General features: G+C 40.4%; 19 protein-coding genes. 13 read left to right on the top strand and 6 right to left on the bottom strand.

What is annotated here, in order from left to right; all coding sequences use genetic code 11:
• The first annotated feature begins 177 nt into the window (after window positions 1-177).
• Window positions 178-2,448, top strand: coding sequence for an NADP-dependent malic enzyme (locus BKL49_RS10250; protein WP_077425116.1), 2,271 nt, complete (start codon window positions 178-180; stop codon window positions 2,446-2,448).
• 75 nt (window positions 2,449-2,523) lie between these two features.
• Here BKL49_RS10250 and cmoB read toward each other — a convergent pair whose 3' ends face one another.
• Together cmoB and putP are read right to left on the bottom strand one after the other, a co-directional pair.
• Window positions 2,524-3,489, bottom strand: a complete 966-nt coding sequence (cmoB, locus tag BKL49_RS10255) for a tRNA 5-methoxyuridine(34)/uridine 5-oxyacetic acid(34) synthase CmoB (RefSeq protein ID WP_077425118.1) — start codon at window positions 3,487-3,489, stop codon at window positions 2,524-2,526.
• On the bottom strand, window positions 3,486-5,000 hold the full coding sequence (gene putP / locus BKL49_RS10260) for a sodium/proline symporter PutP (protein WP_077425120.1): 1,515 nt from the start codon (window positions 4,998-5,000) through the stop codon (window positions 3,486-3,488). Before putP ends, cmoB begins: the two co-directional genes overlap by 4 nt.
• A gap of 103 nt (window positions 5,001-5,103) precedes the next feature.
• On the opposite strand from putP, the gene rng reads away from it, so the two are divergent.
• The 9 genes from rng (at window position 5,104) to BKL49_RS10305 (ending at window position 20,170) form a co-directional block, all read left to right on the top strand.
• Window positions 5,104-6,579: a ribonuclease G gene (gene rng / locus BKL49_RS10265; RefSeq protein ID WP_077425122.1), complete on the top strand. Its 1,476-nt coding sequence runs from the start codon at window positions 5,104-5,106 to the stop codon at window positions 6,577-6,579.
• A 192-nt stretch (window positions 6,580-6,771) separates the two neighbouring features.
• Entirely contained in the window at window positions 6,772-8,160 is a 1,389-nt protein-coding gene (uhpT, locus tag BKL49_RS10270; protein WP_077425124.1) for a hexose-6-phosphate:phosphate antiporter, read from the top strand.
• Window positions 8,161-8,285: 125 nt separating this feature from the next.
• A complete protein-coding gene (gene uhpA / locus BKL49_RS10275) occupies window positions 8,286-8,888 on the top strand; it encodes a response regulator transcription factor UhpA (RefSeq protein WP_077425126.1) in 603 nt (200 codons plus the stop codon).
• Window positions 8,889-10,409 carry a signal transduction histidine-protein kinase/phosphatase UhpB gene (gene uhpB / locus BKL49_RS10280; protein ID WP_077425128.1) on the top strand — a complete coding sequence of 507 codons (1,521 nt, stop codon included), beginning with the start codon at window positions 8,889-8,891 and terminating at the stop codon, window positions 10,407-10,409. It abuts the gene before it with no gap.
• A gap of 329 nt (window positions 10,410-10,738) precedes the next feature.
• On the top strand, window positions 10,739-12,517 hold the full coding sequence (locus BKL49_RS10285; RefSeq protein WP_077425130.1) for an ABC transporter ATP-binding protein/permease: 1,779 nt from the start codon (window positions 10,739-10,741) through the stop codon (window positions 12,515-12,517).
• Window positions 12,518-12,838: 321 nt separating this feature from the next.
• Window positions 12,839-13,900, top strand: a complete 1,062-nt coding sequence (locus BKL49_RS10290; RefSeq protein WP_077425132.1) for a tetratricopeptide repeat protein — start codon at window positions 12,839-12,841, stop codon at window positions 13,898-13,900.
• 1 nt (window position 13,901) lies between these two features.
• On the top strand, window positions 13,902-14,474 hold the full coding sequence (locus tag BKL49_RS10295; protein ID WP_077425134.1) for a hypothetical protein: 573 nt from the start codon (window positions 13,902-13,904) through the stop codon (window positions 14,472-14,474).
• A 292-nt stretch (window positions 14,475-14,766) separates the two neighbouring features.
• Complete coding sequence (locus BKL49_RS10300; protein ID WP_077425136.1) at window positions 14,767-17,355, top strand: TonB-dependent receptor plug domain-containing protein; 2,589 nt, start codon at window positions 14,767-14,769, stop codon at window positions 17,353-17,355.
• Window positions 17,356-17,437: 82 nt separating this feature from the next.
• On the top strand, window positions 17,438-20,170 hold the full coding sequence (locus tag BKL49_RS10305; RefSeq protein ID WP_077425138.1) for a M16 family metallopeptidase: 2,733 nt from the start codon (window positions 17,438-17,440) through the stop codon (window positions 20,168-20,170).
• Between the two features lie 109 nt (window positions 20,171-20,279).
• Here BKL49_RS10305 and BKL49_RS10310 read toward each other — a convergent pair whose 3' ends face one another.
• Together BKL49_RS10310 and rsmC are read right to left on the bottom strand one after the other, a co-directional pair.
• Complete coding sequence (locus BKL49_RS10310; protein WP_077425140.1) at window positions 20,280-20,777, bottom strand: YbhB/YbcL family Raf kinase inhibitor-like protein; 498 nt, start codon at window positions 20,775-20,777, stop codon at window positions 20,280-20,282.
• Window positions 20,778-20,786: 9 nt separating this feature from the next.
• Window positions 20,787-21,779 carry a 16S rRNA (guanine(1207)-N(2))-methyltransferase RsmC gene (gene rsmC / locus BKL49_RS10315; protein ID WP_077425142.1) on the bottom strand — a complete coding sequence of 331 codons (993 nt, stop codon included), beginning with the start codon at window positions 21,777-21,779 and terminating at the stop codon, window positions 20,787-20,789.
• A 109-nt stretch (window positions 21,780-21,888) separates the two neighbouring features.
• On the opposite strand from rsmC, the gene BKL49_RS10320 reads away from it, so the two are divergent.
• Genes BKL49_RS10320 through rimI form a run of 3 tightly spaced genes read left to right on the top strand, consistent with a single transcriptional unit; the run spans window position 21,889 to window position 23,323 of the window.
• Window positions 21,889-22,470, top strand: coding sequence for a lipoprotein (locus BKL49_RS10320; protein WP_244151992.1), 582 nt, complete (start codon window positions 21,889-21,891; stop codon window positions 22,468-22,470).
• A 2-nt stretch (window positions 22,471-22,472) separates the two neighbouring features.
• Window positions 22,473-22,880: a DNA polymerase III subunit psi gene (locus tag BKL49_RS10325; protein WP_077425176.1), complete on the top strand. Its 408-nt coding sequence runs from the start codon at window positions 22,473-22,475 to the stop codon at window positions 22,878-22,880.
• 2 nt (window positions 22,881-22,882) lie between these two features.
• Window positions 22,883-23,323 (top strand): ribosomal protein S18-alanine N-acetyltransferase, encoded by a 441-nt coding sequence (gene rimI / locus BKL49_RS10330; RefSeq protein ID WP_077425146.1) that lies wholly within the window; start codon window positions 22,883-22,885, stop codon window positions 23,321-23,323.
• A gap of 225 nt (window positions 23,324-23,548) precedes the next feature.
• Here the strand turns inward: rimI and fdhE are convergent, their stop codons facing one another.
• Window positions 23,549-24,460 (bottom strand): formate dehydrogenase accessory protein FdhE, encoded by a 912-nt coding sequence (fdhE, locus tag BKL49_RS10335; protein ID WP_077425148.1) that lies wholly within the window; start codon window positions 24,458-24,460, stop codon window positions 23,549-23,551.
• Between the two features lie 89 nt (window positions 24,461-24,549).
• Window positions 24,550-25,260 carry a formate dehydrogenase subunit gamma gene (locus tag BKL49_RS10340; RefSeq protein ID WP_077425150.1) on the bottom strand — a complete coding sequence of 237 codons (711 nt, stop codon included), beginning with the start codon at window positions 25,258-25,260 and terminating at the stop codon, window positions 24,550-24,552.
• Window positions 25,261-25,265 lie beyond the last annotated feature (5 nt).

Raw genomic sequence — 25,265 nt, forward strand, 5'->3', positions numbered from 1 at the left:
TAATCCGCCTATGCTACCCCTTTTAGGCTTATGGATTCAATCATTAATTTTGTGACGAATTTGTAAAAATTTGCACTTCATCACAATTTTGCTTGCAAAGAGAAGGTATAATCGGGGCGTTTTTTCAATTCGATTCTTCCAAAATGGAGTTTCGCCTCACAACAACGGAGTATTTATATGAGCGACCAATTACGCCAAGCAGCATTAGATTTTCATGAGTTCCCTATTCCGGGAAAAATTGAAGTTACCCCGACAAAATCACTGGCAACACAGCGTGATTTAGCCCTTGCTTATTCTCCCGGTGTGGCAGAACCCTGTTTGGAAATTGAAAAAGATCCTCAGGCTTCCTACAAATATACCGCACGTGGCAATTTAGTGGCAGTCATCTCAAACGGTACGGCAGTGCTTGGATTGGGAAATATCGGCGCACTGGCAGGTAAACCGGTGATGGAAGGTAAAGGCGTGTTATTTAAAAAATTCGCCGGTATTAACGTGTTTGATATTGAAGTGAACGAACGTGATCCGGATAAATTAGTGGATATTATCGCCTCCCTTGAACCGACTTTTGGCGGCGTGAATCTTGAAGATATTAAAGCCCCGGAATGTTTTTATATTGAACAAAAATTGCGTGAACGTATGAATATTCCGGTTTTCCACGATGACCAACACGGCACAGCGATCATCAGTGCGGCGGCAATTATTAATTCATTACGCATTGTGGGTAAAAAAATTGAAGAAGTTCGTCTTGTGGCATCCGGTGCCGGTGCTGCCTCAATCGCCTGTTTGAATCTGCTTTTATCCCTTGGAATGAAACGTGAAAATATCACCATTTGCGATTCTAAAGGCGTGGTATATAAAAACCGTGATGATCGAATGGATCAAACCAAAAAAGAGTATGCCATTGAAGACAACGGTTGGCGTACATTGGCAGATGCCATGCCAAATGCAGATATTTTCCTCGGTTGCTCTGCGGCAGGCGCATTAACGCAAGAGATGGTGAAAACTATGGCAGCCCATCCGATTATTCTTGCCTTGGCAAACCCAAATCCGGAAATCACACCGCCGGAAGCAAAAGCCGTTCGCCCTGATGCAATTGTCTGTACCGGCCGTTCCGACTATCCGAATCAAGTGAATAACGTACTTTGTTTCCCCTTTATTTTCCGTGGTGCATTAGATGTGGGCGCAACGGCAATTAATGAAGAAATGAAACGTGCGGCAGTTTATGCCATTGCAGATCTTGCCCTTGAAGAACAAAACGAAGTAGTGACTTCTGCCTATGGCGGTGAAGGGACGGCTTTCGGGGCGGATTATGTCATTCCACGCCCATTTGATCCGCGTCTGATTGTGCGTATTGCACCGGCGGTCGCAAAAGCAGCAATGGAATCCGGCGTGGCGACCCGACCTATTTCCGATTGGGACGAATACATTGAAAAATTAACCCAATTTGTTTACAAAACCAGCCTCTTTATGCGTCCGATTTTCCACCAAGCGAAAGAAGCACCACAACGCATTATCATTGCCGAAGGCGAGGAAACCAATGCCTTACACGCCACACAAGAAGTGATTTCAATGGGCTTGGCAAAACCGATTTTAATTGGTCGTGAAGCGGTGATTGACGCCAAAATCAAAAAACTTGGCTTACGTTTACAATCGGGTGTGGATTTTGAGATTGTGGATAATGAAAACAACCCTCGTTATGAAGAATGTTGGCAACATTACTACGAACTCACCAAACGCAAAGGTATCACCCGCGCCATTGCCAAACGTGTGGTACGTTCAAACACCACAGTACTTGCCTCTCTTTTAGTTAACCTCGGTTATGCGGATGGCTTAATCTGCGGTTTGTTTGGTTCTTACGGTAAGCATTTAGAATCCATTAAAGCGATTATCGGCTTAAAAGAAGGCGTGGAAGTGCCGGCAACCTTACAAAGTTTGGTGTTGCCGACCGGTAATGTGTTCTTAACGGATACGCACGTAAATATTGATCCGAATGCGGAAGAATTGGCAGAAATCACCTTAATGGCGGCAGAAGAAGTACATCGTTTTGGTATTGAACCTGCCGTTGCACTGCTTTCCCACTCAAATTACGGTTCATCCAATGAATTAGGCGCGCCAAAAATGCGTGAAGTGTTGGAACTTGTCAAAGCACGCAATCCAAACTTAATGATTGATGGTGAAATGCGTGGTGATTTAGCAATGAATGAAGCCCATCGTCTTGACATTATGCCGGACAGCCCATTAAAAGGATCGGCAAACTTACTGGTGTTCCCAAATTTAAGTGCGTCACGTATTAGTTACAGCTTATTACGCGGCACAACCACGGCGATCACCGTAGGCCCAATTTTGATGGGGGTGAAAAAATCCGCCCATATTTTAAATCCGAATGCCTCCGTTCGCCGTATCATCAATATGATTGCTTACGCCTCAGTACAGGCGCAACAAGGCTAGATTGCGTTAAATAAAAAAGTGCGGTCGGTTTTAAATGTATTTTAAAATTGACCGCATTTTTTTTATACTTTGAATTTATTTGTTCGCCAAAATCACCGCTCTTGTAGGGGCTTGGTAGCCTTCAATGGTTTTACGATGATCCGTTGGGTCTAAGAAATCAATTAAACTCTCATTTTCTAACCAATCGGTTTTGCGTTGTTCCTCGAGGGTTGTTGGCGCTATATCGACACAGCGTACATTGCTAAAGCCCACTTTTTCTAACCAATTTATCAATGCCGCCACAGAGGGGATAAAATACACATTTTTCATTTTGGCATAACGGTCGGCAGGGACGAGAACGGTGTTGACATCGCCCTCAATAACCAGTGTTTCCAGCACTAATTCGCCGCCTTTTTTCAGTTGGTTTTTAAGTTGCGTTAAATGATCCAGCGGTGATTTGCGGTGATAAAGCACGCCCATTGAAAACACCGTATCGAAAGCGGCGAGTGGTTGCATTTGTTCAATACCAAGGGGGATAAGGTTTGCCCGCCGATCGTTATTGAGTAATTTGCGTACCGCTTCAAATTGGCAAAGGAAAAGTTCTGTTGGGTCAATGCCGACCACCATTTTTGCGCCTTCCCCCACCATTCGCCACATATGATACCCACTGCCGCAGCCCACATCTAAAATAAGGCGATCTTTTAAGGGCGCAAGGTGAGGAAGGACGCGATCCCATTTGAAATCAGAACGCCATTCACAATCTACGTGGATACCAAATAAATGATAAGGCCCTTTTCGCCACGGCATTAGTTGTTTTAAATGATGAGTAATGCGTTGTTTTTCGCCTTCGGAAAGGGGCAAAGTGTGGTCAGATTTCACGGCGTTTTTTAAATCTATGCGGTCTGCTTGTAGATCGGGCAAAAAATCCACAATTTTTGACCATTTTTCATAGTCGCCGTGGGTTTGTTTTTCCCATTGCTTTAATTGAAGGGGAAGGGTCTCTAACCAATCAGAGAGTGAACTTGTGGCGATTTGTTGATAAAAAGGGCGAAAATCAATCATTTTGCTTCCTTATAGGCTTTTTCGGCTTTGTTGAAGGTGTCTATCACGCTTTGTTTGGGTGGGGGAGAAATGAGTGAAGCGACAATAATCGCCAAGCTGCCGAAGACAAAGCCCGGGATCATTTCATACACTTTAAACCAATCACTTTCCGTTGGAATAATGACTTTCCACGAAAAAACGGTGATCGCTCCCACGAGCATTCCCGCCATTGCGCCGGAAGAAGTCATTCGCTTCCAGAATAAGGAAAAAAGCACGACAGGACCAAATGCACTGCCGAAGCCAGCCCACGCAAATTCGACCAGTTTTAAGACTTTGCTGTTTTCATCTTGTGCGATCCAAATGGCGATGGCGGCGATCACCAATACCATTGCACGTCCCAACCAAACCAGCTCTTTTTCTGAAGCCTTAGGACGGATAAAACCTTTGTAGAAATCTTCCGTGACGGAACTGGAAGAAATGAGTAACTGTGCGCTTAATGTACTCATTACTGCCGCCAAAATCGCCGAAAGTAAAATACCGGCAATCCACGGGTTAAATAATAATTTTGCCAATTCAATAAAAACTTGTTCCGGCTCGTGATTTACTGTACCGGCAAGTTGTGGATTGGCAAAAAAATATGGAATGGCGAAAAAACCAATTCCAATCGCGCCACCAAGGCAAAGTATCATCCACATCATACTAATGCGGCGTGCTTTGATGAGGGACTTTACCGAATACGCCGCCATAAAGCGTGCCAAAATATGTGGTTGACCAAAATAGCCTAAGCCCCAAGCGGCAAGGCTTAATAAACCCAGTGGCGTAGTGCCTGTCAATAAATCGGTGAAGTCTTTGTTTGCGGCAGTTTCTGCTTGTGCCAAGACCGCTGAAAATTGAGAAGTGTCGCCAATGCTTAATAGCACGAAAACAGGGGTTAGGATTAAGGCAAAAATCATTAACGTGGCTTGAATGGTGTCTGTCCAGCTGACGGCGAGAAAACCGCCGATAAAGGTGTAAGCAATGGTTGCCGCCGCACCAAACCAAAGTGCGGTTGAATATTCCACCGAAAAAAGGTTTTGGAAAAGTTTTGCACCGGCAACCACACCGGAAGCACAGTAAATGGTGAAAAAAACTAAAATAATGGTCGCAGAAATGATTTTTAAGAATTTATGTGAAGTGCCAAAACGATGATGAAAATATTCAGGCAGCGTAAGGGCATTGTGATTGAGTTCGGTATAAATACGTAATCTGCCGGAAACCAGCAGCCAGTTGAAATACGCGCCAATTACCAGCCCGATGGCAATCCATCCTTCCACTAAACCGGATAAATACACCGCTCCCGGTAAGCCCATCAAAAGCCAGCCGGACATATCGGAAGCCCCGGCGGACATTGCGGTGACAAAACTGCCTAAACGGCGACCGCCTAAAATATAATCGGATAAATTATTGGTGTAATAATAGGCAAGCACGCCGATGAGCAACATTCCGAAAATATAAATGGTAAATGTGATGAACGTTGGGTCAAAACCAAACATCAAGATAACCCCAAGAAAAGTATCAAAAATTTGAGAAAGCTCGCATTTTACCTTATTTAAGTCTATTATTCTATTTTTTCAAAGGAGCGATTAAGACAACAAAATGGACGCAGTAGAATTATTAATGAATGTTACGCCAAACGAAACGCGCATTGCGTTAATGGAAACGGGCGTATTAAAAGAAGTGCATATTGAACGCCGTGCCAAATGTGGCATTGTGGGGAATATTTATAAGGGCAGAGTAACACGGGTATTACCCGGAATGCAGTCCGCATTTGTAGATATCGGCTTGGAAAAAGCCGCATTTTTACACGCTTCCGATATTGTGTCACACACGGAATGTGTGGATGAAAACGAACAGAAACAATTTAAAGTAAAAAGTATTTCTGAATTGGTGCGTGAGGGACAAGACATTGTGGTGCAAGTGGTAAAAGATCCCCTTGGCACAAAGGGTGCGCGTTTAACCACCGATATTACCCTGCCTTCCCGCCATCTTGTTTTTATGCCGGAAAACAGCCACGTTGGTGTGTCTCAACGTATCGAAAGCGAAGAAGAACGGGCGCGTTTAAAAGCCTTGGTTGAACCGCTTTGTGATGAACTGGGGGGATTTATTATTCGCACCGCAACAGAAGGGGCAACGGAGGAGGAACTTCGGCAAGATGCGGAATTTCTCAAACGGTTATGGCGTAAGGTGTTAGAGCGTAAAAGTAAATATCCGACCCGTTCCAAAATTTACGGCGAACCGGCATTGCCTCAACGTATTTTGCGTGATTTTATCGGCACAACCTTAGAAAAAATTCGTATCGATTCCAATCTTTGCTTTAATGAAGTGAAAGAATTTACCGATGAATTTATGCCCGAATTGAGTGAAAAACTGGTGCTTTATAGCGGAAATCAACCGCTTTTTGATGTATATGGCGTAGAAAATAGTATTCAACAAGCCTTGGATAAACGGGTGAATTTAAAATCCGGTGGTTATCTGATTATTGAACAAACAGAAGCAATGACCACAATTGACATTAATACCGGTGCATTTGTGGGACATCGCAATTTGGAAGAAACCATTTTTAATACCAACATTGAAGCTACCAAAGCCATTGCCCAGCAGCTCCAACTGCGTAATCTTGGTGGCATTATCATTATTGATTTTATTGATATGCAGTTGGAAGATCATCGAAATCGGGTGTTGGAATCCTTACAAGATGCCCTTTCAAAAGATCGCATAAAAACCGGTGTGAATGGCTTTACCCAGTTAGGTTTGGTGGAAATGACACGCAAACGCACCCGTGAAAGTTTGGAACATATATTGTGTGATGAATGTCCGGCTTGCCACGGTCGAGGACATATCAAAACGGTGGAAACCGTCTGTTATGAAATTATGCGGGAAATCATTCGTGTTTATCGTTTGTTCAGCAGCGAACAATTTGTGGTTTATGCCTCACCGGCAGTGGCGGAATATTTGATTAATGAAGAATCCCACGGGCTTTTACCTGAAGTGGAAATGTTCATCGGCAAACAAGTTCAAGTGAAAACCGAACCATTTTACAATCAAGAACAGTTTGATGTGGTGGTGATGTAGTTCAGCGATTAGAGAAAGTGCGGTCAATTTTGACCGAGTTTTTTTATTTGAATTTTGTGATTTACCTCACATTTCTCTCAGAAAATTGAATGATCTAAGAATAATTCCTAGTTTTTTTTAAGTGCTATTCGCAAGAGTAAGTGTGAATTCCGATCTATTATGCACGCGGTTGTTTAACTCGGAGTTTATTTTATGCTTAATTTCTTAAATCAAGTAAGAAAACCGACACTCGACTTGCCGGTCGAAGAACGTCGTAAAATGTGGTTTAAACCCTTTATGCAATCCTATTTGGTTGTATTTTTCGGGTATATGGCAATGTATTTGGTGCGTAAAAATTTTAATATCGCCCAAAACGATATGATTGAAACTTATGGACTGACGAAAACCCAACTGGGGATGATTGGTCTTGGTTTTTCAATCACTTATGGCGTGGGTAAAACTATCGTTTCCTACTATGCGGACGGTAAAAATACCAAACAATTTGTGCCTTTTATGCTGATTCTTTCCGCACTTTGTATGCTTGGCTTTAGTGCCAGTATGGGCGGCAGCAGTATTGCAATTTTCTTAATGGTGGCATTCTACGCATTAAGCGGTTTCTTCCAAAGTACCGGTGGTTCTTCCAGTTATTCCACCATTACAAAATGGACACCACGTAAAAAACGCGGCACATTCTTAGGTTTCTGGAATCTTTCTCACAATGTGGGCGGGGCAGCGGCTGCCGGTGTGGCATTATTTGGTGCTAACGTGTTCTTTGATGGTCACGTCATCGGTATGTTTGTATTCCCATCAATCGTGGCGTTAATCATTGGTTTTATAGGGTTGCGTTATGGTAGCGATTCACCGGAAGCCTACGGATTAGGGAAAGCGGAAGAATTATTTGGTGAAGAAATTTCTGAAGAAGATAAAGATGCGGAAGAAAATCAACTCACGAAAAAACAAATTTTTATCCAATACGTATTAAAAAATAAAGTGATTTGGTTGCTTTGTTTTGCCAATATTTTCCTTTATATTGTACGCATTGGGGTGGATCAATGGTCACCGGTTTATGCTTATCAAGAACTTGGTTTCTCAAAAGATGCGGCAATTTCGGGCTTTGCCTTATTTGAAGTGGGCGCACTTGTCGGTACATTCTTGTGGGGCTATTTATCCGACTTGGCAAACGGTCGCCGTGCTTTATTGGCTTGTGTTGCGTTAGTCTTAATTACCTTCACCATTGGTTTTTATCAACACGCCAACAATGAAACGATGTATCTTATCACCTTGTTTGTGCTTGGTTTCTTGGTGTTTGGCCCACAATTATTAATCGGTGTGGCGGCAGTAGGTTTTGTACCGAAAAAAGCCATTGCGGTCGCCGATGGGGTGAAAGGAACATTCGCCTACTTGATTGGTGATAGTTTTGCAAAATTAGGTTTAGGGATGATCGCCGATGGCACCCCAATTTTTGGTTTAACCGGTTGGGACGGTACTTTTGCAGCCTTGGATGCTTCCGCAATTATTTGTATGATCTTGCTTGCTTTCGTTGCCATTGCGGAAGAACGTAAAATCCGTCATTTGAAAAAATTAGAAGCACAAAAACGTTAATTTAAAAATTACTTCATTAAATCTATATCTATTCATAACCAAAGTGCGGTCAAAAACGGAAAAGTTTTTACCGCACTTTTTTTCGGTGCTACAATCCGCCCCTCAAAAAATAGAGGAAAGTTTTGATGATAAAAGTAGCATTAATTGATGATCATCTTATTGTGCGTTCAGGATTTGCACAGTTACTTTCACTGGAAGAAGATATTGAAGTGGTGGGGGAGTTTGGTTCGGCAAAAGAAACCCGCCAATATTTACCCGGTACCAAAGCCAATGTGTGCATTGTGGATATTTCAATGCCCGATGAAAGCGGATTGGAATTGTTGAAAACCTTACCGTCCGGTATTCATTGCATTATGTTGAGTGTGAACGATTCGGAAATGAGCGTTAAAAAAGCCCTAGAATTGGGGGCGAAAGGCTATTTGAGTAAAGGTTGTAGCCCTGAAGAACTCATTCAGGCGGTAAGAACAGTAAATGCGGGTGGGGTGTATTTAATGCCGGAATTAACGGCAAAATTGGTCTCTAATCGTCATTACAATCCGTTAGAACAATTAACCAAACGTGAATTGCAAATTTGTGAGTTACTCAGTCAAGGGCTGGAAGCCAAAGAAATCGCCGAAAAATTAGGGCTAAGTTTCAAAACCATCCACGCTCATCGTGCCAATATTATGAGCAAATTAGATGTTAAAAATAACGTGGAATTAACCAATTTATTCCATCAATATCATTAAATGAAATCACTTATCTCCCGCTTTTATGGCGGATTAATCCTGCTTTCTGCCTACGTTTTGGCGTGGGCAATATCGGATTATTTATTAAACAATACACTATTGGCACTATTGTTTTTGCCCTTTCCACTGCGTTTGGCAGTGAATTTACACTTGCCTAAAAAATGTTGGTTTTTTACTTATAGTGCGGAAATCCTTGCTTTATCCTTGATAATGTTGATTTCACCGCATGAATATTGTTTTCCGGCAATGATTTTAAGCCTTTGCAGTTTGCCCATCACCGCCATTATGCAGGAATATTATCAGGGTAATGAACGCCAAAAATTTGCCGTACAGGGCATATTGGCACTGGGTGTCGCAGCATTTTATGCGTTAATTGCAATGGTACTATCACTGCCTTTTTCTTACGCCTTTTTAACTGCCTTTAGTGGAATGTTACTCGTGCTTCCAAGTTATTTTTTAGGGTGTGAATTTTTATTTAAACATTGTCGAATTTCGCTTAAACCGAAGTCGGTTTATCATTTTATCCTTTCTCAAGGACGGCATATTTTGACTTATCTCTTTTTATTTTTACTCAATATGCTGATTCAAATTTATACACCGGAAGAATTTCATCGTTTTGCGTTATTTTTCCTTTCTATTCCCATCATTTTGCTTGCTTATTATTATGGTTGGCAAGGGGCAATTTTAGGCACGCTAATTAATAGCATTACGTTGATTGGCACGGTGAAACATTTTTCTCCCGATGAATTCACGGATTTATTTTTGCTGATTTCCACACAAACCATCACCGGTATTTTTCTTGGCTTTGCCATTCAATACCAACGGGATCTCAATCAAAGCCTCAGTTTAGAACTTACCCGTAATCGAGATTTGACCCGTAAGTTGATTAATACGGAAGAAGCTATTCGCCGACAAATTTCCCATGAATTGCACGATGAAATTGGGCAAACGATCACGGCAATCCGCACTCAAGCCGCTATTATGAAACGCCTTGAAACCTCTCCAAAAATTGTACAGATAAGTCACACGATTGAACGGCTTTCGCTTAATATTTATGACACCACAAAGGGAATGTTGAATCGTATTCGTCCAAAAATGCTGGATGATTTACCGCTTCAGCAGGCGATCCAAAATTTATTTTTAGAACTGGATTTCAAAATGCACGAAATTTCGACCGCACTTTATTGGGAAAATGAAGAAAATATTCCACTTGATCATATTCAAGAAATTACCCTTTATCGTTTATGCCAAGAAGGGCTGAATAATATTGTGAAATATGCCGAAGCGAATAACGTCAGGATCTCAGTCAAAATTCAGCAGGATATTCAACTGCGGATTGAGGATGACGGCAAAGGTTTTGACCCGGAGAAGGTAAAATATGGATTTGGTTTAAAAGGAATGCAAGAGCGGGTGGATGTGTTATGCGGTACATTTCGCTTGATTGCCCGAGAGCAGGCCACCTCGCCACATTGGCACGGAACGCGAATTGATATAACTCTGCCAAGATTTAACGATGAATAATATTGCAGACGCACAAAGGGAAAAGAATGTGCAGTCGGGACGTGACACTTCGCATCCTTATCAATAACGTGATCAGTAGGGACGCCACGCTGGCGTCCTGTCAAAAAATCAAACTATTTCAATAGGATAAAATTAAGAATGTTGGCGTGCCATCCCTAGCTTTTTCAAAGTTTCTTTCATTGTGAAATTATTACATAATGTAGAATTTAATCCCCAAATTGACCGCACTTTTGGTGAGCGATGAATTTGATACATTCTTATTAAGATTGATTCTCAACAAATATTTAATGTTATACTGAAAAGTAAAAATTTATTCATAAGGAAACAAAATGAATTGGATGCAAGAATTGTTAAATTCTTTTTATTGGATTGCCACCGTGATGGGGATCATCTTCGTTATTGCACCGCTGATTTCTCTATTTTTAATCAAAACCACAAAATGGGGGGAACAATTTTGGTTTTTAAGTGCGGATTATTTTTCTCTAAAACGGAGTGTAAAACCGATTGCCTATTTTTTTACGGTGTTATTTTTCAGCTTGGTGACCGTGCGGATTGATATTTTGTTATCGGAGTGGAATAAAGCATTGTATAACGCTTTGCAACATTTAGATGCTGCTGAATTTTGGACACAAATTGCCGTATTTTCCGTGTTGGCAACGGTGCATATTGCCAATGCGTTGTTGATTTATTATGTGCAAAAAGCCTTCACCATTCACTGGCGAAAATGGGCGAATGAAGCCACTTTGGACAAATGGTTGGCAAATCAAGCATATTATAAAATGTATTCCGCCGATGAAAAAATCGACAACCCCGATCAACGTATTCAACAGGATATTACTTCTTATGTCAGCTCTTCTTTGAGCTTATCTTTAGGCTTAATTAAAGCCGTTACCTCAATGGTTTCTTTTACCCTTATTTTGTGGGGGCTATCCGGGCCAATGCAAATAGGGGATTTTACCTTACCGCACGCTATGGTGTTTTTGGTTTTCATTTATGTTTTATTCAGTACGGCATTTGCTTTTCATATTGGTAAGCCGTTGATTGGGTTAAATTTTAATAATGAACGATTGAATGCAAATTACCGTTATGCATTGGTGCGAATAAAGGAATATGCCGAAAGTATCGCTTTTTTTAAAGGCGAGAAAATGGAAAAAAATCAGTTGCTTACTCAATTTAATAATGTGATCGATAATCTCTGGCAAATTGTTTATAGAACGTTAAAATTTAATGGTTTTAACCTTGCGGTTACGCAAATCTCGGTGATTTTTCCGTTTTTGATTCAAGCCACCCGCTTTTTTGAAAAGCAAATTCAGTTAGGCGAATTAATGCAAACGGCGCAAGCCTTCAGACGGGTGCAAACCTCCCTTTCTTTTTTTCGTAATATTTATGATGATTTTGCCGGTTATCGTGCCGTGTTAGAGCGTTTGAGCGGTTTTTATCAGGCGGCAGAGAAGGCTCAAAATGCGGTAAATATTCAAAAAGATAAGGCCAAAGACAAAGTTATTTTCGAGAAACTTACGGTAAAAACACCGACAGGAAATGTTCTCGTCAACGATCTTAGTCTTCATTTATCGGCAGGTGATTCATTGTTGATTCAAGGTATTTCAGGTATTGGAAAAACAACCTTATTGCGGGCGGTTGCCGGTTTGTGGCGGTATGCGGAAGGGCAGATTTCTTTTCCTGAACATACTCTCTTTGTTGCCCAAAAGCCTTATTTACCACAAGGCAGATTGATCGATACCCTGTATTATCCGAATATAGCCCCTCAAAATGTAGAAAGGGATAAATTGATTGCCGTTTTGAATCTGGTGCAATTAGGACATCTTGCCGATAAGTTGGAGCAACCGGCAAGCTGGATGAATATTCTATCCCTTGGCGAACAACAGCGGCTTGCTTTTGCCCGCGTGTTACTTCACCGTCCGACAGCGATTTTCCTTGATGAAGCGACCTCGGCATTGGATGAATCTTTAGAAGAAAAAATGTACCTTCTTTTGAAGCAAGAACTGCCACAAAGCATTGTCATTAGTGTAGGACATCGTTCTACATTAATTCGTCATCATCAACAATATTTGCAGTTAGCAGGGAATGGCTCGTGGGAATTTACCTAACATAGCCTACATACGTATTTATTCCGCAATAAAAAAAAGGGGGGATATTCCCCTTTTTTCAACGACACTTTTCTATATCAATAATATAAGACAATTGCTTTCTACTTGAATAAGATAAATCTTTCCATTCAATATTTTTCCTTTCTTAATGGTTGGTTTTGTTTCCTTTTATTTATCTTAAAATAAAAAAGAGCTCAAAATTTGAACGTTTTAAAAGAGTATACTCTTTTCGGCTCTTTATTGATAGAAAGAGCCTTTCATCTTGCTAATACAAAATCGTTTGAGAAGCAAGTGTTATTTTAATTTTTTATAGAGGTTTTTATGAAACGTCTTAAACCCGGAATTTATATTGGTGCGGTTACCGCATTGTTTTCACTTTCTATATGGGCTAATACTAATACTACGGATGAGCTTGAAAGTATTGTGCAGAAATTGCAAGGGGATATCATTTACCACGATTACTCTACTGCAGAATTAGTAGAAATTGGAAAAAAGGCAATAGAAGGTGATCCTGAGGCAATGGAGAAAGTGGGAAATGCTTTTACTGATCCTCCATTCCTTCCAAAAGAATATTGGACACAGGAAGATAAGCAATCAATTGAAATAGGAAAGTCGTGGTATAAGAAAGCTATTGAAGCTTATCAACGAAAAGCCCTTGAAGGCGGTGCGGATAGTGGATATGCCTTATGTCGGTTAGGTAAGATTTATAGAGATGAATATGAACGTTATGGTGTAAAAAATTTGGTTAAATCAGTTGAATATTATGCAGAAGCGAAAAAACGTTTATTGGAATTGGTAGAAAATGGACAAGCTTCAAATAAAGAATTGTATGCTCTGACTTATGTTTATATCCCTTATACGCCTGGGAGTTTTACTATGGGCTGTTTTGGAGCTGGGATTGAACCAGATATTACTCAAGCATTCAAACTGATTGAACTGTTGGAAAAACGACATTCTGATATCCATCAATATCATTTTTATATTGGGGAGTATTACAATAAAGAAGGTCGTTACAAAGAAGCTATGAAGTGGTATGAAAAAGGGCTTGAGAAATATCCAAAGAATGCCCAAATAATGATAGCGATTGCTAATTTATATAAGGACGAAAAGGTAGGCTGGTGGAAACCGGGAGCGGAAGCCTTAAAATGGTATCAGCGAGTGCTGGATATTGAGAGTGGTACTGGTTGGGGACTCACTGCTTGGGAAAAAATAGCAGAGATTTATGAGAAAGGCATAGGCGGTGTTTCAAAAGATTTGGATAAAGCCAAAGATACAGTTATGCAGTCTTGCAAAAAATCTATTTTTTTCTCCAATGAGCCATTACAGGATTGTGAACCTTTGAAAGAATTTTACCAACGTAATCCACAAATGGAGGGGAAGTAATATGAATATTGGAGATTTTGTGAGTTTATTCAAAATATCTATTCTTAATTATTTTTCCTTTTTTGAAAAAATTGACAATAAGAATGACGAAATCAGAAATGCTCTGCAGAAATTTAATCAAGAAGATATTGATAAGTTAGTGATTCTTGTAGCTAAACAAAATTTACAAGCCATTAATCTTTATAACAAAAATGATTACAAACTTTTTTTTGATTTGGTGTCAGCCACATTGACAATGATTGATGAAAAAAAGGTTATTTTACCTTGTAAAAGACGTCAGCTAATTCAAATGGTTATAGATAGTTTACCGAATAATATGAAATGGTTAATTTCTATTTATTGCTTACAGCAAGGTGAACAAAATTCTTTAACGCTTTTGTGGAAAAAATATGCGTCTTTTATTAGCCTTGCGGGGTTGAGCAAGTACGCTCTTGAGGAATTAGCCGCAATGCCTAATGATGGATATGAGGAAGAAAAAATGAGTACAGAAGCGGATAAGGTATTTTATATGGATAAGCTTAAAAATTTGGGAGACCGACTATCTTTATTTTTAGGTGTGAAGGTGAATATTTAAGGTTGAATAAATAATCCAAGTTATATGGCAAAGCCTTTATGACGGTAAAATAGTATGCAAGGATGCTCTATTGGCGTCCTTAATTTTAACTTTTTGAAAGAACCTGAATTCTAATGTAGATACCTTCTATCAATCTTCTTTTATTGAATACATTTGCTGCCTCGTACCGTTTTTTCAAGCCATATTTGAATTTGTGATCTTGATCTCATTTTTTTTCTTTACATTCTAGTATCCTAGTAAAGCTAAATAATAATATTTCTTATTTCTATTTTTACTTAGGGATCTTTTTACAATGAAGAAAACGCAAATTGCTACCTTTGTTTCCTCTCTTTTTTTCACTTCCATTGCTTATGCGGAACACAGTAAACCGGACAATCAGTTAGATACCATATCGGTCGTGGCTAATGTGGCGGCGACACCTTCGGGATCAATGGTATTTTCAGCGGAAGATATTGCCCGCACTCCGCTGAGAAACGGTAATATTTCGGAATTGCTTAAAAATAATCCTGCCGTACAGTTTAGTGGGACGACAAATAATTCAATACAGGCAGGGGAAATTGCCCCTGATTTAATCAGTTTTCACGGTGAGCCTTACTACAACAATAGTTATTTAATTGATGGCTTATCAAACAATGATTTGCTAAATCCCGGTGCTTCAAATGGCGGTTATAAATCGGCAGAAGATTTCACCCAGCCTACCTCAATGTATATCGCTCCCGGTTCTCCTGAGTCTTTTTACATAAATAGTCGTTTACTTGGAAATGTAACGGTTTATGACAGTAATGTGCCGGCAAAATATGGTCGTTTTACCGGTGGGGTGGTGGATGCCGAAATTAAAGATCCGGTGTTATCCAAAGCGAGTGGTTCAATAAGTTATCGTACGACACGGGATAGTTGGACTTCCTTCCAACTGAGCGATGAAGAACGGGCAGAATTTGATAATGCTTATGCGGAAAGTGATGTTCAGCCCAAATTTACCAAGCATATTTTTGATTTCACGTTAAATCAGCCGATTAATGAGAAAGCAGGGATTTTGTTTAGCTATAACCGTACTCAATCCAAAATGCCTGAATATCATCAAGGATTAAATCGTTGGGAAAAAGAACGCCGTTTAGCGGAAACCTTTTTATTAAAAGGAAGTTATCAGGCAAACGATCACCACAAATTATTGGCAACATTGCTCTATTCTCCGCACAAAAATGTGTATTACAACGATAATGTTAAAAATGGACGCTATGTGGGCGAAGGTGGCGGTTGGCGTGCCAATATTGAATCGCAATATGCAGGGGATTGGGGCGTGGTAAAAACAACCCTTGCTTATCAATATAACCGTAACAAAATAGCCCACGATGCCGGTTATTCGTATTACAACTGGTTAGGAGAAGGCTTGTTGGCAAACAGTGGTACACAATGGTGTAGTTATGTAAACAGCAAAACAGGCAAGTGTGACTATAAACGTGAAGGGGGGATCGGTGAGTTATCCTCAGAATTGAAGACTTGGACGGTTAAGCAAGATTATGAGTTAGAGCGATTAAATTGGGGAACAACCGAACATAAGCCCTCTTTTGGTTGGCAGGTGGACTTGGCAACTGCAAAATCCGAACGCCCTAATGCGGTACGCTATATGTCTGTACCAAGAATGGATGTTAAACGGGTTATTGTTGGGCAGGGCGTGGACTGTACGGATTGTATTCCAAATGAGCAATTTCAAAATAGTATGACCTATTATCCGGCATTCAATACTAAGGTGAATGTGAATAATTATAGTCTCTATTTTTCCGATGAAATGAACTGGCAACGGATTAAGATCATTCCGGGCGTGAATATTAACTACGATAGTTTTCTAAAAAATTTGAATATTGCTCCACGTTTTGCTTTTAATCTTGATGTATTTAATGACGACAGTTTTAATATTACCGGAGGATACAACCGTTATTTTGCCAATAATATGCTGGCTTATGCCTTACGTTCTACCATTCCTTGTCATAGGGAAAGTCAGAAACGGCTGACGGCTAATGGGGAATGGGTTTTGGGCGATTGTGCCAAAAACTTTACCTCTTGGGATAATAGCCGGGATTTGAAAACACCTTATAGTGATGAATATAACCTTGGATTTAATTATACCTTGGCGGATCATCGCTTGGCATTTAATTGGGTACATCGTAAAAGTGAACGACAATTTGTGCCGGCAAAGCAAGATCCTAAAAATAAAACGCCGAAAGCAATGACGAATGACGGTCAAGGGCAAACCAATACGCTCACCCTGAGTTTTCAAAACAATAAAACTTATACTTGGAATAAGTTATCAATGAATTATCGCCTTGGATTGCGTTATCAACATCGCAATGTCAATTATCACGGCAATTATGATGAAAGTTTGGTTTTTGATCCGGCTGCGTTTAACAATCGATATTATCTTTTTGAAGGAAAACGTTATGCTTCCATCAATGAACTTCCGCCATTTAATTTTAATCAACCTTGGGAAGGCTTTATTGAGCTTCAAACAGATTTTCCTGATTGGAATTTAAAATGGACACAGGTGGTTAATTACAAAACCGGTTATAAGGCATATCACCGCTATGATGTGGCACAATGTGCCAATTCAAGCCAGCCTCAAGCCTGTGGCGATTATACAGGTGCGGTTTATGATTATCGTGTGAAAAAATATAGCGGAAAAGCAACATTGGATTGGCATTTGCTTTGGACATTGCCGATTCGTGATCAAAAACTTGAAGTAAATCTTGATGTGTTGAATGTTTTTAATAGCCGAGTGGCGACAAGTAGCCCAAGTTCGCAATACTTGGGTGGCACGGAAAGCCAAAGTACAACAGGGTATCAGTTAGGTCGTCAATTTTGGTTGGGTATCGGCTACGCTTGGTAGTTGATAAAATATTGCTGAATGAGGAAATACGTTAGGTATTGATTACCTAACGTTATTTTTTCTTTATTTTATGGAGTGAATTTTGCGTAGCATTGTTTGTATTTTGTTACTTTTAATCTCGACCGCCGCCTTTTCCAATACGCCTATGCCGGTACAGGGGCAGTTAGAAAACGGATTGCGTTATACCATTTTGCCGTTACATACACAGCCCAAACGGGTAGATGTAGTGATGCGGGTATATGCCGGTGCGGTAGATGAAACGCCGAGCCAAAGTGGTGTGGCGCATATGGTGGAGCATATGGCATTCCGTGCCACAGAGGCTTACCCTAAAGGGGTAATGCCTTATCTTCATCAGCAAGGTTGGCTGAGGGGAAAAAATTATAATGCCTTTACCAATCAGGAAAACACCACTTATCTTTATCTTCCACCTAAGCATTTCACTCTAACGCAGACCTTAGATGTGGTAAAACAAATGCTGTTTAAAGCGGAGATTAAGGCTACCGATTGGGACAGTGAACGGAAAATTATTTTAGAAGAATGGCGTACAAGAGACAGTGCCAAACGCCGACTTTTTGAACAACGTCAAAGTTCTCAACGTGCGGATTCCCGTTACGAAAATCGCTTGGTCATTGGTTCACAAGGAAGCATTAATACAATGCCGGTCGTAGAATTACAGCAGTATTACAAAACGTGGTATGTTCCCAACAATATGCAATTACTGCTTGTTGGCGATATTCAAGTGAATGACGCCGAAAAGTTGATTCAGACGTATTTTGCCGATTTGCCACAAAAAACGCTGCCAATTCGTGATAAAGAGTATTATGAACCGAAATTATCCAAACAAATTAAAGTAGATCGCCTTGGTGATCCTCAAAACAGTAGTAGCCAAGTGAGTTATTTATGGCGATTTGATGACAGTGCAAGCCAAGCCCAAACGGAAATGGGATTTGCCCAACGTCTTCTTGATCAGCTGGCATTGAATAGTTTAAGCCAACGTTTTAGAGAAGAAAAAAGTCAACTTCCTATTGCCTTGTCTTCCTTATCGGCACGTAAAATACCCGTAGGAAAAACCACTTCTGCTTTAGTTTTTTCGGCGAATGTAGAAAAACAATCGCATCGCATTGGGGCAAAATATTTTATTGAGCAAGCCGAGCGATTAAAACATTATCCGATTACACAGGCAGAATTAGCGAAGCAAAAAGAGAAAATCTTATTGCAACTGGAAAATGATAATCTCAATCAACAAAATTTTACTTTTGAAGATTGGGTGCAAACAATGATTAGCACCTTACTGAGTGATAAACGCTATTACAGTCAGGATCAAATTGAAAAAATGACGAAGGAAGAAATAGTGAAGATCGGTTTAGCGGAGGTGAATCAACGCATTCAACATTGGTTAAATGCACCGGATCAAATTTTGCAATATATGCCGCCGTTGAATGTTGAGATTCCGCCTATTTTGCCTGCGGAAGTACAACAATGGTGGCAGGCGGCAAAACAGGCTGATTTAACCCTTCCGCCGGAAAGTGCAAAAGAAAAAATGACGTTTTCTCCCCTAAAACAAGTGGGGAGCATTGTGAAAGCGCAACGTTTTCCGAAACAAAATACGGTGCGTTGGACACTTTCTAACGGCGATATTGTGGTTTGGTTAAAATCCCCCCTTGCGAAAAATAAAACCTATTTTGTTGCACAAAGTCAGGCTGGCTCCAATGCACCGATTATCCAAGATTGGAAAGGCAAACTTGCCATACAACTTATCGGCAATAATGCACCATTAAATTGGACACGTAATCAAATGGTAGAATGGAAAGAAAATCATCATATTCCGCTTGTTATTCGTCAGAGTTTTGACAAATTGAATATTCTAAGCACGGTTGAAAATGACAAATTTGCCGATTTACTCCGCTTCTACTATGCCCAACAGAAAGAAACCACGATAAAAGAGGAATTTGAACGAACCAAAACAGACACGATTCGTCGTATTGAATTACAAACACATTCTGATGAATTTAAACGAAATTTAGCTTGGGAAACCTTTGTTTACGGACATCCTATCAATCCGCAGCCAATGGTACAGCAGGTGGAAAAATTAACGGAAACCGAACTAATGCAACAATGGCAGGCACTTTCTGCCGTGCCGGTGACTTACTTTATTGTGAATGATATGGAGGAAAGCAAAGTGCGGTCATTTTTGGTGCAGAATTTAGCGACAATTAAACGGGGAAATGCCATTTCAACAGAACCGCTAAAAGTTCTTGCCGGTAATGCAGTGGAAAAATTTGTAATGAATCCTGAGCCAAAGGATAACGTTTATATCGCTTGGTTTACGCAGGATAAGTGGGAAGTAAAAAAAGCCCTAATGGTTGAATTTGCAAGCAGTATTGCTTCTGAAAAATTAAGTCAAAAAATGCGGGACGAAACCTTAGGGATTTATAGCAAACGGTTCAAAAGCCGCCTGCAAGGTGAAACCAACCGCATACAAACAACCCTCACCTTTTCTTCCAATCCGGAAATAACGGAAAAGCTGATTGAAATTGCCAAACAGGTTTTACTTGATTTACCCAATAGCATTACCGAAGAAGAATTTGCCACGGCAAAACGCTATTTCTATCAAACGGAAGAAAGCCAACAGCAATCGCCGGAGGCGTGGTTGGAGCGTTTAATTTACAGCGAAAACCGTTTTCACACACCGCAATATTTAACGGAAATTAAACCGCTGGTGGAAAGTATTACCCTTGATGAGGTGAAAGCGGTCTCGAAATATCTCTATAATCCGGAAAATCAAAGATTGTTTATTACCACGCCGAAAAAATAGCCGATAAAGCGTTAATACATTCAGAATAATATTGGCATTATTGAAACGTTCTAAAAGTAAGGACACCCGTTGGTGTCCTTAATATTAAGCCGTTGAAATTATTTGATGTTTAAACATCATAGGTTCCCATCACCACAGCTTGATCTAAAATATGCCCCTGCATCGCAAAATGTAGCTCATTGAAACGAAAACCCGGTTTGAGATCAAGTTTGCTATCAAGCGCATAAACAATCAATTCATAACGGTGGAGGCAATTAGGTGGAGCCATACCGCCATAAGCGGAAGCCTCTTGGGGATCAAATTTTCCCAACACGCTCGCCCAAGAATTTGCACCTTGCACATAATCGGTGGCGGTTTGGCTTTCGTTTTCCTGCACGCTTGTGCGCTCAAGATTGGCAATTAACCAATGAATCCAAACAAAGCCGCTTGCCGTAATGGCATCTTTATCCTCCAGAACCACAGCAAAGGATTTTGTTCCTTCCGGGGCGTTGGTGATTTCAAAAGGAATGGAATAGGTTGGCATACCGTTTGGGCTAAATTGCGTACCACGTTTGCCATATTTATCTTCAAATGCCCCATTTTTGATTGCCGAACTGGTTACTTTCATTTGCTCCTCCTAGTTTCTTACCGAATAAACTTTAAATTTTGTGCTTTGAGCCAACACCTCAAATTCACCAAAATGTTGTTGCAATAAATCGGGATAAGGCAAGAAAGCATTTGCCACAATGCGAAGCTCCCCACCGCTATTTAAATGCCATTTTGCCTGTGTAATCAGTTCTTTCACTGCGCGATAAGCCGTGTCGATTCCATCGTGGAAGGGCGGATTAGAAATAATAAGATCATATTTCCCTTCAATATGTGAGAACACATCACTGGCGAAAACATTACCTTCCAATTTATTTTGCGTAAGGGTTTTACGGGCAGATTCTAACGCCATCGCGTGAATATCCGTCATCGTTACATTGGTTTTGGGATTTATTTTTTTGATCATCGCACCAATAACGCCCACGCCACAGCCTAAATCCAACACCGAGCCTTTAATTTGTGTGTTGAGGGTTGAAAGCAAAAGTGCCGTGCCGGCATCCAATTCATTGGCACTAAATACGCCGGGTAAACTATAAACGGTTAAACCATTAAGCTGAGGGGATTGGTAGGTATTCCAAAAGTCGTTAAGGGCAAAGTGCGGTCGTTTTTTTAAGGAAAAATGATATAAACCGCAACGTCGTGCGGAATCAATTTTGGCAATCTCTCCAAATGTTGCCAGCATTTTTTCCACCGAACGTACACCGCAACGGTTTTCACCAATAACCAGCATTTCTTGCCCTTCCGGTGCATTGGCGAGTAGTTGCAGTAATTGGAATTGAACTTCCTGTTTGTTTTTTGTCCAGTAGTAAACCATCAGATCGGCTTTTCCTTGAAATTCAACGGAAAAATTGACCGCACTTTGGTGGCGGGCATAATCAAAGTAGCCACTCCAAACTTGCACAGATTGGCAATGTTGGGCTAATTTTTGTGGAAATTGATCATTGATGCCACCGGCAAATAAAATGGATTTACCGTGGAAAAAGGGAAGGTGGCGTTCTAAAACTTCGCTTTCAAGAGAAATCACGCTTTGAATCCTGTGGGTTCTTAGTTTAAAATTAGTCGCTATTTTAACAAAGATAGCGTAAATAAAATATTTATTTAGTGGGCGTTACGCCCTTTTCTTATAAGGAATTATGATGAAAAAAATCCTATTGGCTACAACGCTGGCGACTTTGTTGTCGGGTTGTCAATTAATTGATCAAATACAAGGCCAATCTCAAAAGCCTTCTAAAATTGAAGAGACGCCGGAACAAACCGAAATGTTTAACAAACTTGATGCACAGTTTGAGCGGATCAAAAAAGCCGGCACTGAAATTGAGTTTAATGGTGGAAAATACATAAAACAAACAAAGGCGGTGAAAGGTGAAGTGCCACGTTTTATCAGTGTGGCGGCGAGTGTGGATCGTGCCAACCGTAAATCCATCACCAGTGAAACTTTCTATCTTAAAGATCTTTCCATTGAACCCACACTCACCACCCGATATATCAATGAAAATAAAAAAGTGTGTGATTTGCAAACATTAAACAGTGGGGATACTCCTTACTACGCTTGCGATGGTAAAGATTTCCAACGCTTTATTTTTGTGGCAAACAAAGACAAAAATATTCTTTCATTCCGTAGCTTAAAAGCCTATCAACAAAAACCAACGGATACGGAAGAAAAAGCTATTGTGAAAGGCTTGATGAATTATCCGTTTGATACCATTTCCCGTTAATGATGGATAGACGCAATCTTCTTTTAAAAGAAATGGGGATTACCCGGTGGCAATTACACCGTCCTGAAGTATTACAAGGGGCGGTGGGAATTGCCGTTTCGGAAAATATTCGTTTTATTGTGGTGACCGATGAAAATTTTAGCCAATCCCCTTTGTTGGCGGATATATTATTGAGCCTCGAATTAAAAAAAGAAGATTGCCTTTGTTTAAATTACGATCAAATTCAACATCTTGAATTAAATCACGCTGTGCGATATTGGCTGCTGGCTGAAAATGCCGAGAAAATTGACCGCACTTTGCCTTACTGTACGAATGCCGAACAAATTTATCGTTCGCTGGATTATGCCCATTTTCAATCTTCATCTGCCGCCAAACGTGAATTTTGGCTGCAAATTCAACAGGTTCAATAAAGATGTCGCAAATTCTTACGATTGAAGATCAAGATTTTGATCGTTTGTATGATATAGAACGATTGGCACACCTTGTGCCTTGGAGTTTTGGAACATTAAAAAATAATCAGGGCGAGCGTTATCTCAATTTGAAATTGGTGGAGGATAACCAAATTATCGGGTTTGTCATTTGCCAAACCGTTTTGGATGAAGCAACCTTGTTTAACATTGCCGTTGATCCCCATTATCAGGGCAAAGGATTTGGGACATATTTATTAAATGGCTTAATGGAAAAATTGAGAGAAAAAAACATTCAAACCTTATGGCTTGAAGTGCGGGAAGCCAATCCGGCACGTAAGCTATATGAAAAATTGGGCTTTAATGAAGTAGATATTCGCAAAAACTATTATCCCTTATCGAATGGAAAACGGGAAAATGCCATTGTGATGGCTTGTTATTTATAAAACCCAAAAGTGCGGTCGTTATTTGCGGTATTATGTCGCAATTGAGAAATCAATCATTTTTAGCGAAAAGTAGGGACGCCACGCAGGCGTCCTTTGATGTTAATTTATTGAAATTATTGGGTTTTTAGATAAGGATTAGAGGCGTCTCGTCTCTAATTCGGTTATGTTATCTTTGTGTATTTTCCACATACTACCGATTCTTTGAAGGAAGTCTCGAGCACTCTATCAAGCATCTTGTGCCGGGAAAATAAAGGGATTTAACCCACTGCGGGCAAAGCCTTTTTCCTCCATTTCCACATCTAAGAAAATAGAGGCTAAGTCATCGGCAACCGCTTCAACATTCGGATCTTTTTCTTGGAACATCATTTTCAGATAACTTTCGCAACTTCCGCAGGTTTCCGCACGGATGAGAGCGAGTTCTTCATTTAATGACCACAATTCTAATTTGTCGTGTCCGTTACAATTTGTGCATTGGGCGCGTACCAAATTCCATTCGCTTTCGCATAAGGCACAATGTAAATAACGTAGCCCTTGCGATGTACCAATATGAATCATACTGGCAACGGGAGCTAATCCACAAACAGGGCAGTAGTGGATATTTTCACTATTTTCCAAGCGGCTTGCGTGCGGGATTTGTTGGGCTAATTGCAGCCAGTAAAGAGAAAGTGCCGCCCAAATAAATACCGCTTTATCGCTACTGACTAAATTAAATTCTTCAGCCAATAATTGACTTGCCATTTCTTCCAATTCGGCACTGCCTGCTTTTTCGAGGGATTCAATGGTTGCAGCAATCTGCTCATTGGCTTTCGGCTTAATGTCATACAAAATTTCGGTCAAATATTCGCGCCAAATGCTATCACGCTTGAAAGTTTTTGCATTGAGTGGTTTGATTCCATTGGATTGTTCAAGATGTTGTTCGGGCAGTGGGTTTTTCTCTAATATTGTCAGTTGGCTTTCTACCACATCCGCCGCAAATAAGAGGTAATCCGCTAAGGGGTGATCTTTGGCTAAATCACGCAACCGTTTGGCACGGCGTTGGTAGAGATTTTTCGGATTGGCAAAAAGAACTGCCGGATTTTCATAAGGATTTTTTTTCTGTGCTTTGATTTCGGCTTCTGACAGGATTTTAATGCTCATAGGATTCTCATAAAGTCATTTGATTTTGTGGTGTATGGTAACAAAAAGTGCGGTCATTTTTAACCGCACTTTTAAGTTGATGTTTGGGGTTATCCCGCAATACCTTTAAATAAGGCTTTGGTTTTTTCCCCTTTTTCTTCCCGTTCAATATCTTTTTCAAGTTCCGGTAGAACTTCTTTTCGATACCATCTCGGGTGGTGTTTTTTCGCCCAACGGACGGTTACCCAACCTTCAACAATACCGCGAATTGAACCTTTCACCCAAAACGCCATATAAATATGCACTAAGATACCGGTAAACAGCATAAAGGCACTGGCAGAGTGAAGAAGAATGGCAATTCTTAACACCGGAATAGAGAAGTGGTGTGAAAAATATTGACGCCACATAATGATACCGGTAATGGATAAGGTCACCATTGCAAGGATCAATGTCCAAAACAACATTTTCTGACCGAGGTTATATTTACCGTTATCGGCAACTTCGTGTTCATTCCCTTTTAAGACTTCAACGATACCTTTCAACCAACGAATATCGTTTTTCTCCGGAATGTTGTGATGCCAATATAAGGAACATAAGAAAATAAAGGCAACAAACATTAGGATACCGGTAAAAGGATGAATGGCACGGGCTAATTGTGGCGTACCAAGAATTTCCGTCAACCACGAAAAATCAGGGAAAAAGAATGCCACGCCGGTAAACATCGTTAAGAAGAAACTGATCACTAAGAACCAGTGACTTAAACGGGCAGGAATGCGATGGCGAACGATACGAGTATCGTTAGTAATTTCAAGTTTACTCATCTTTT

The organism is Rodentibacter myodis (assembly GCF_001999305.1).
GTDB lineage: Bacteria > Pseudomonadota > Gammaproteobacteria > Enterobacterales > Pasteurellaceae > Rodentibacter > Rodentibacter myodis.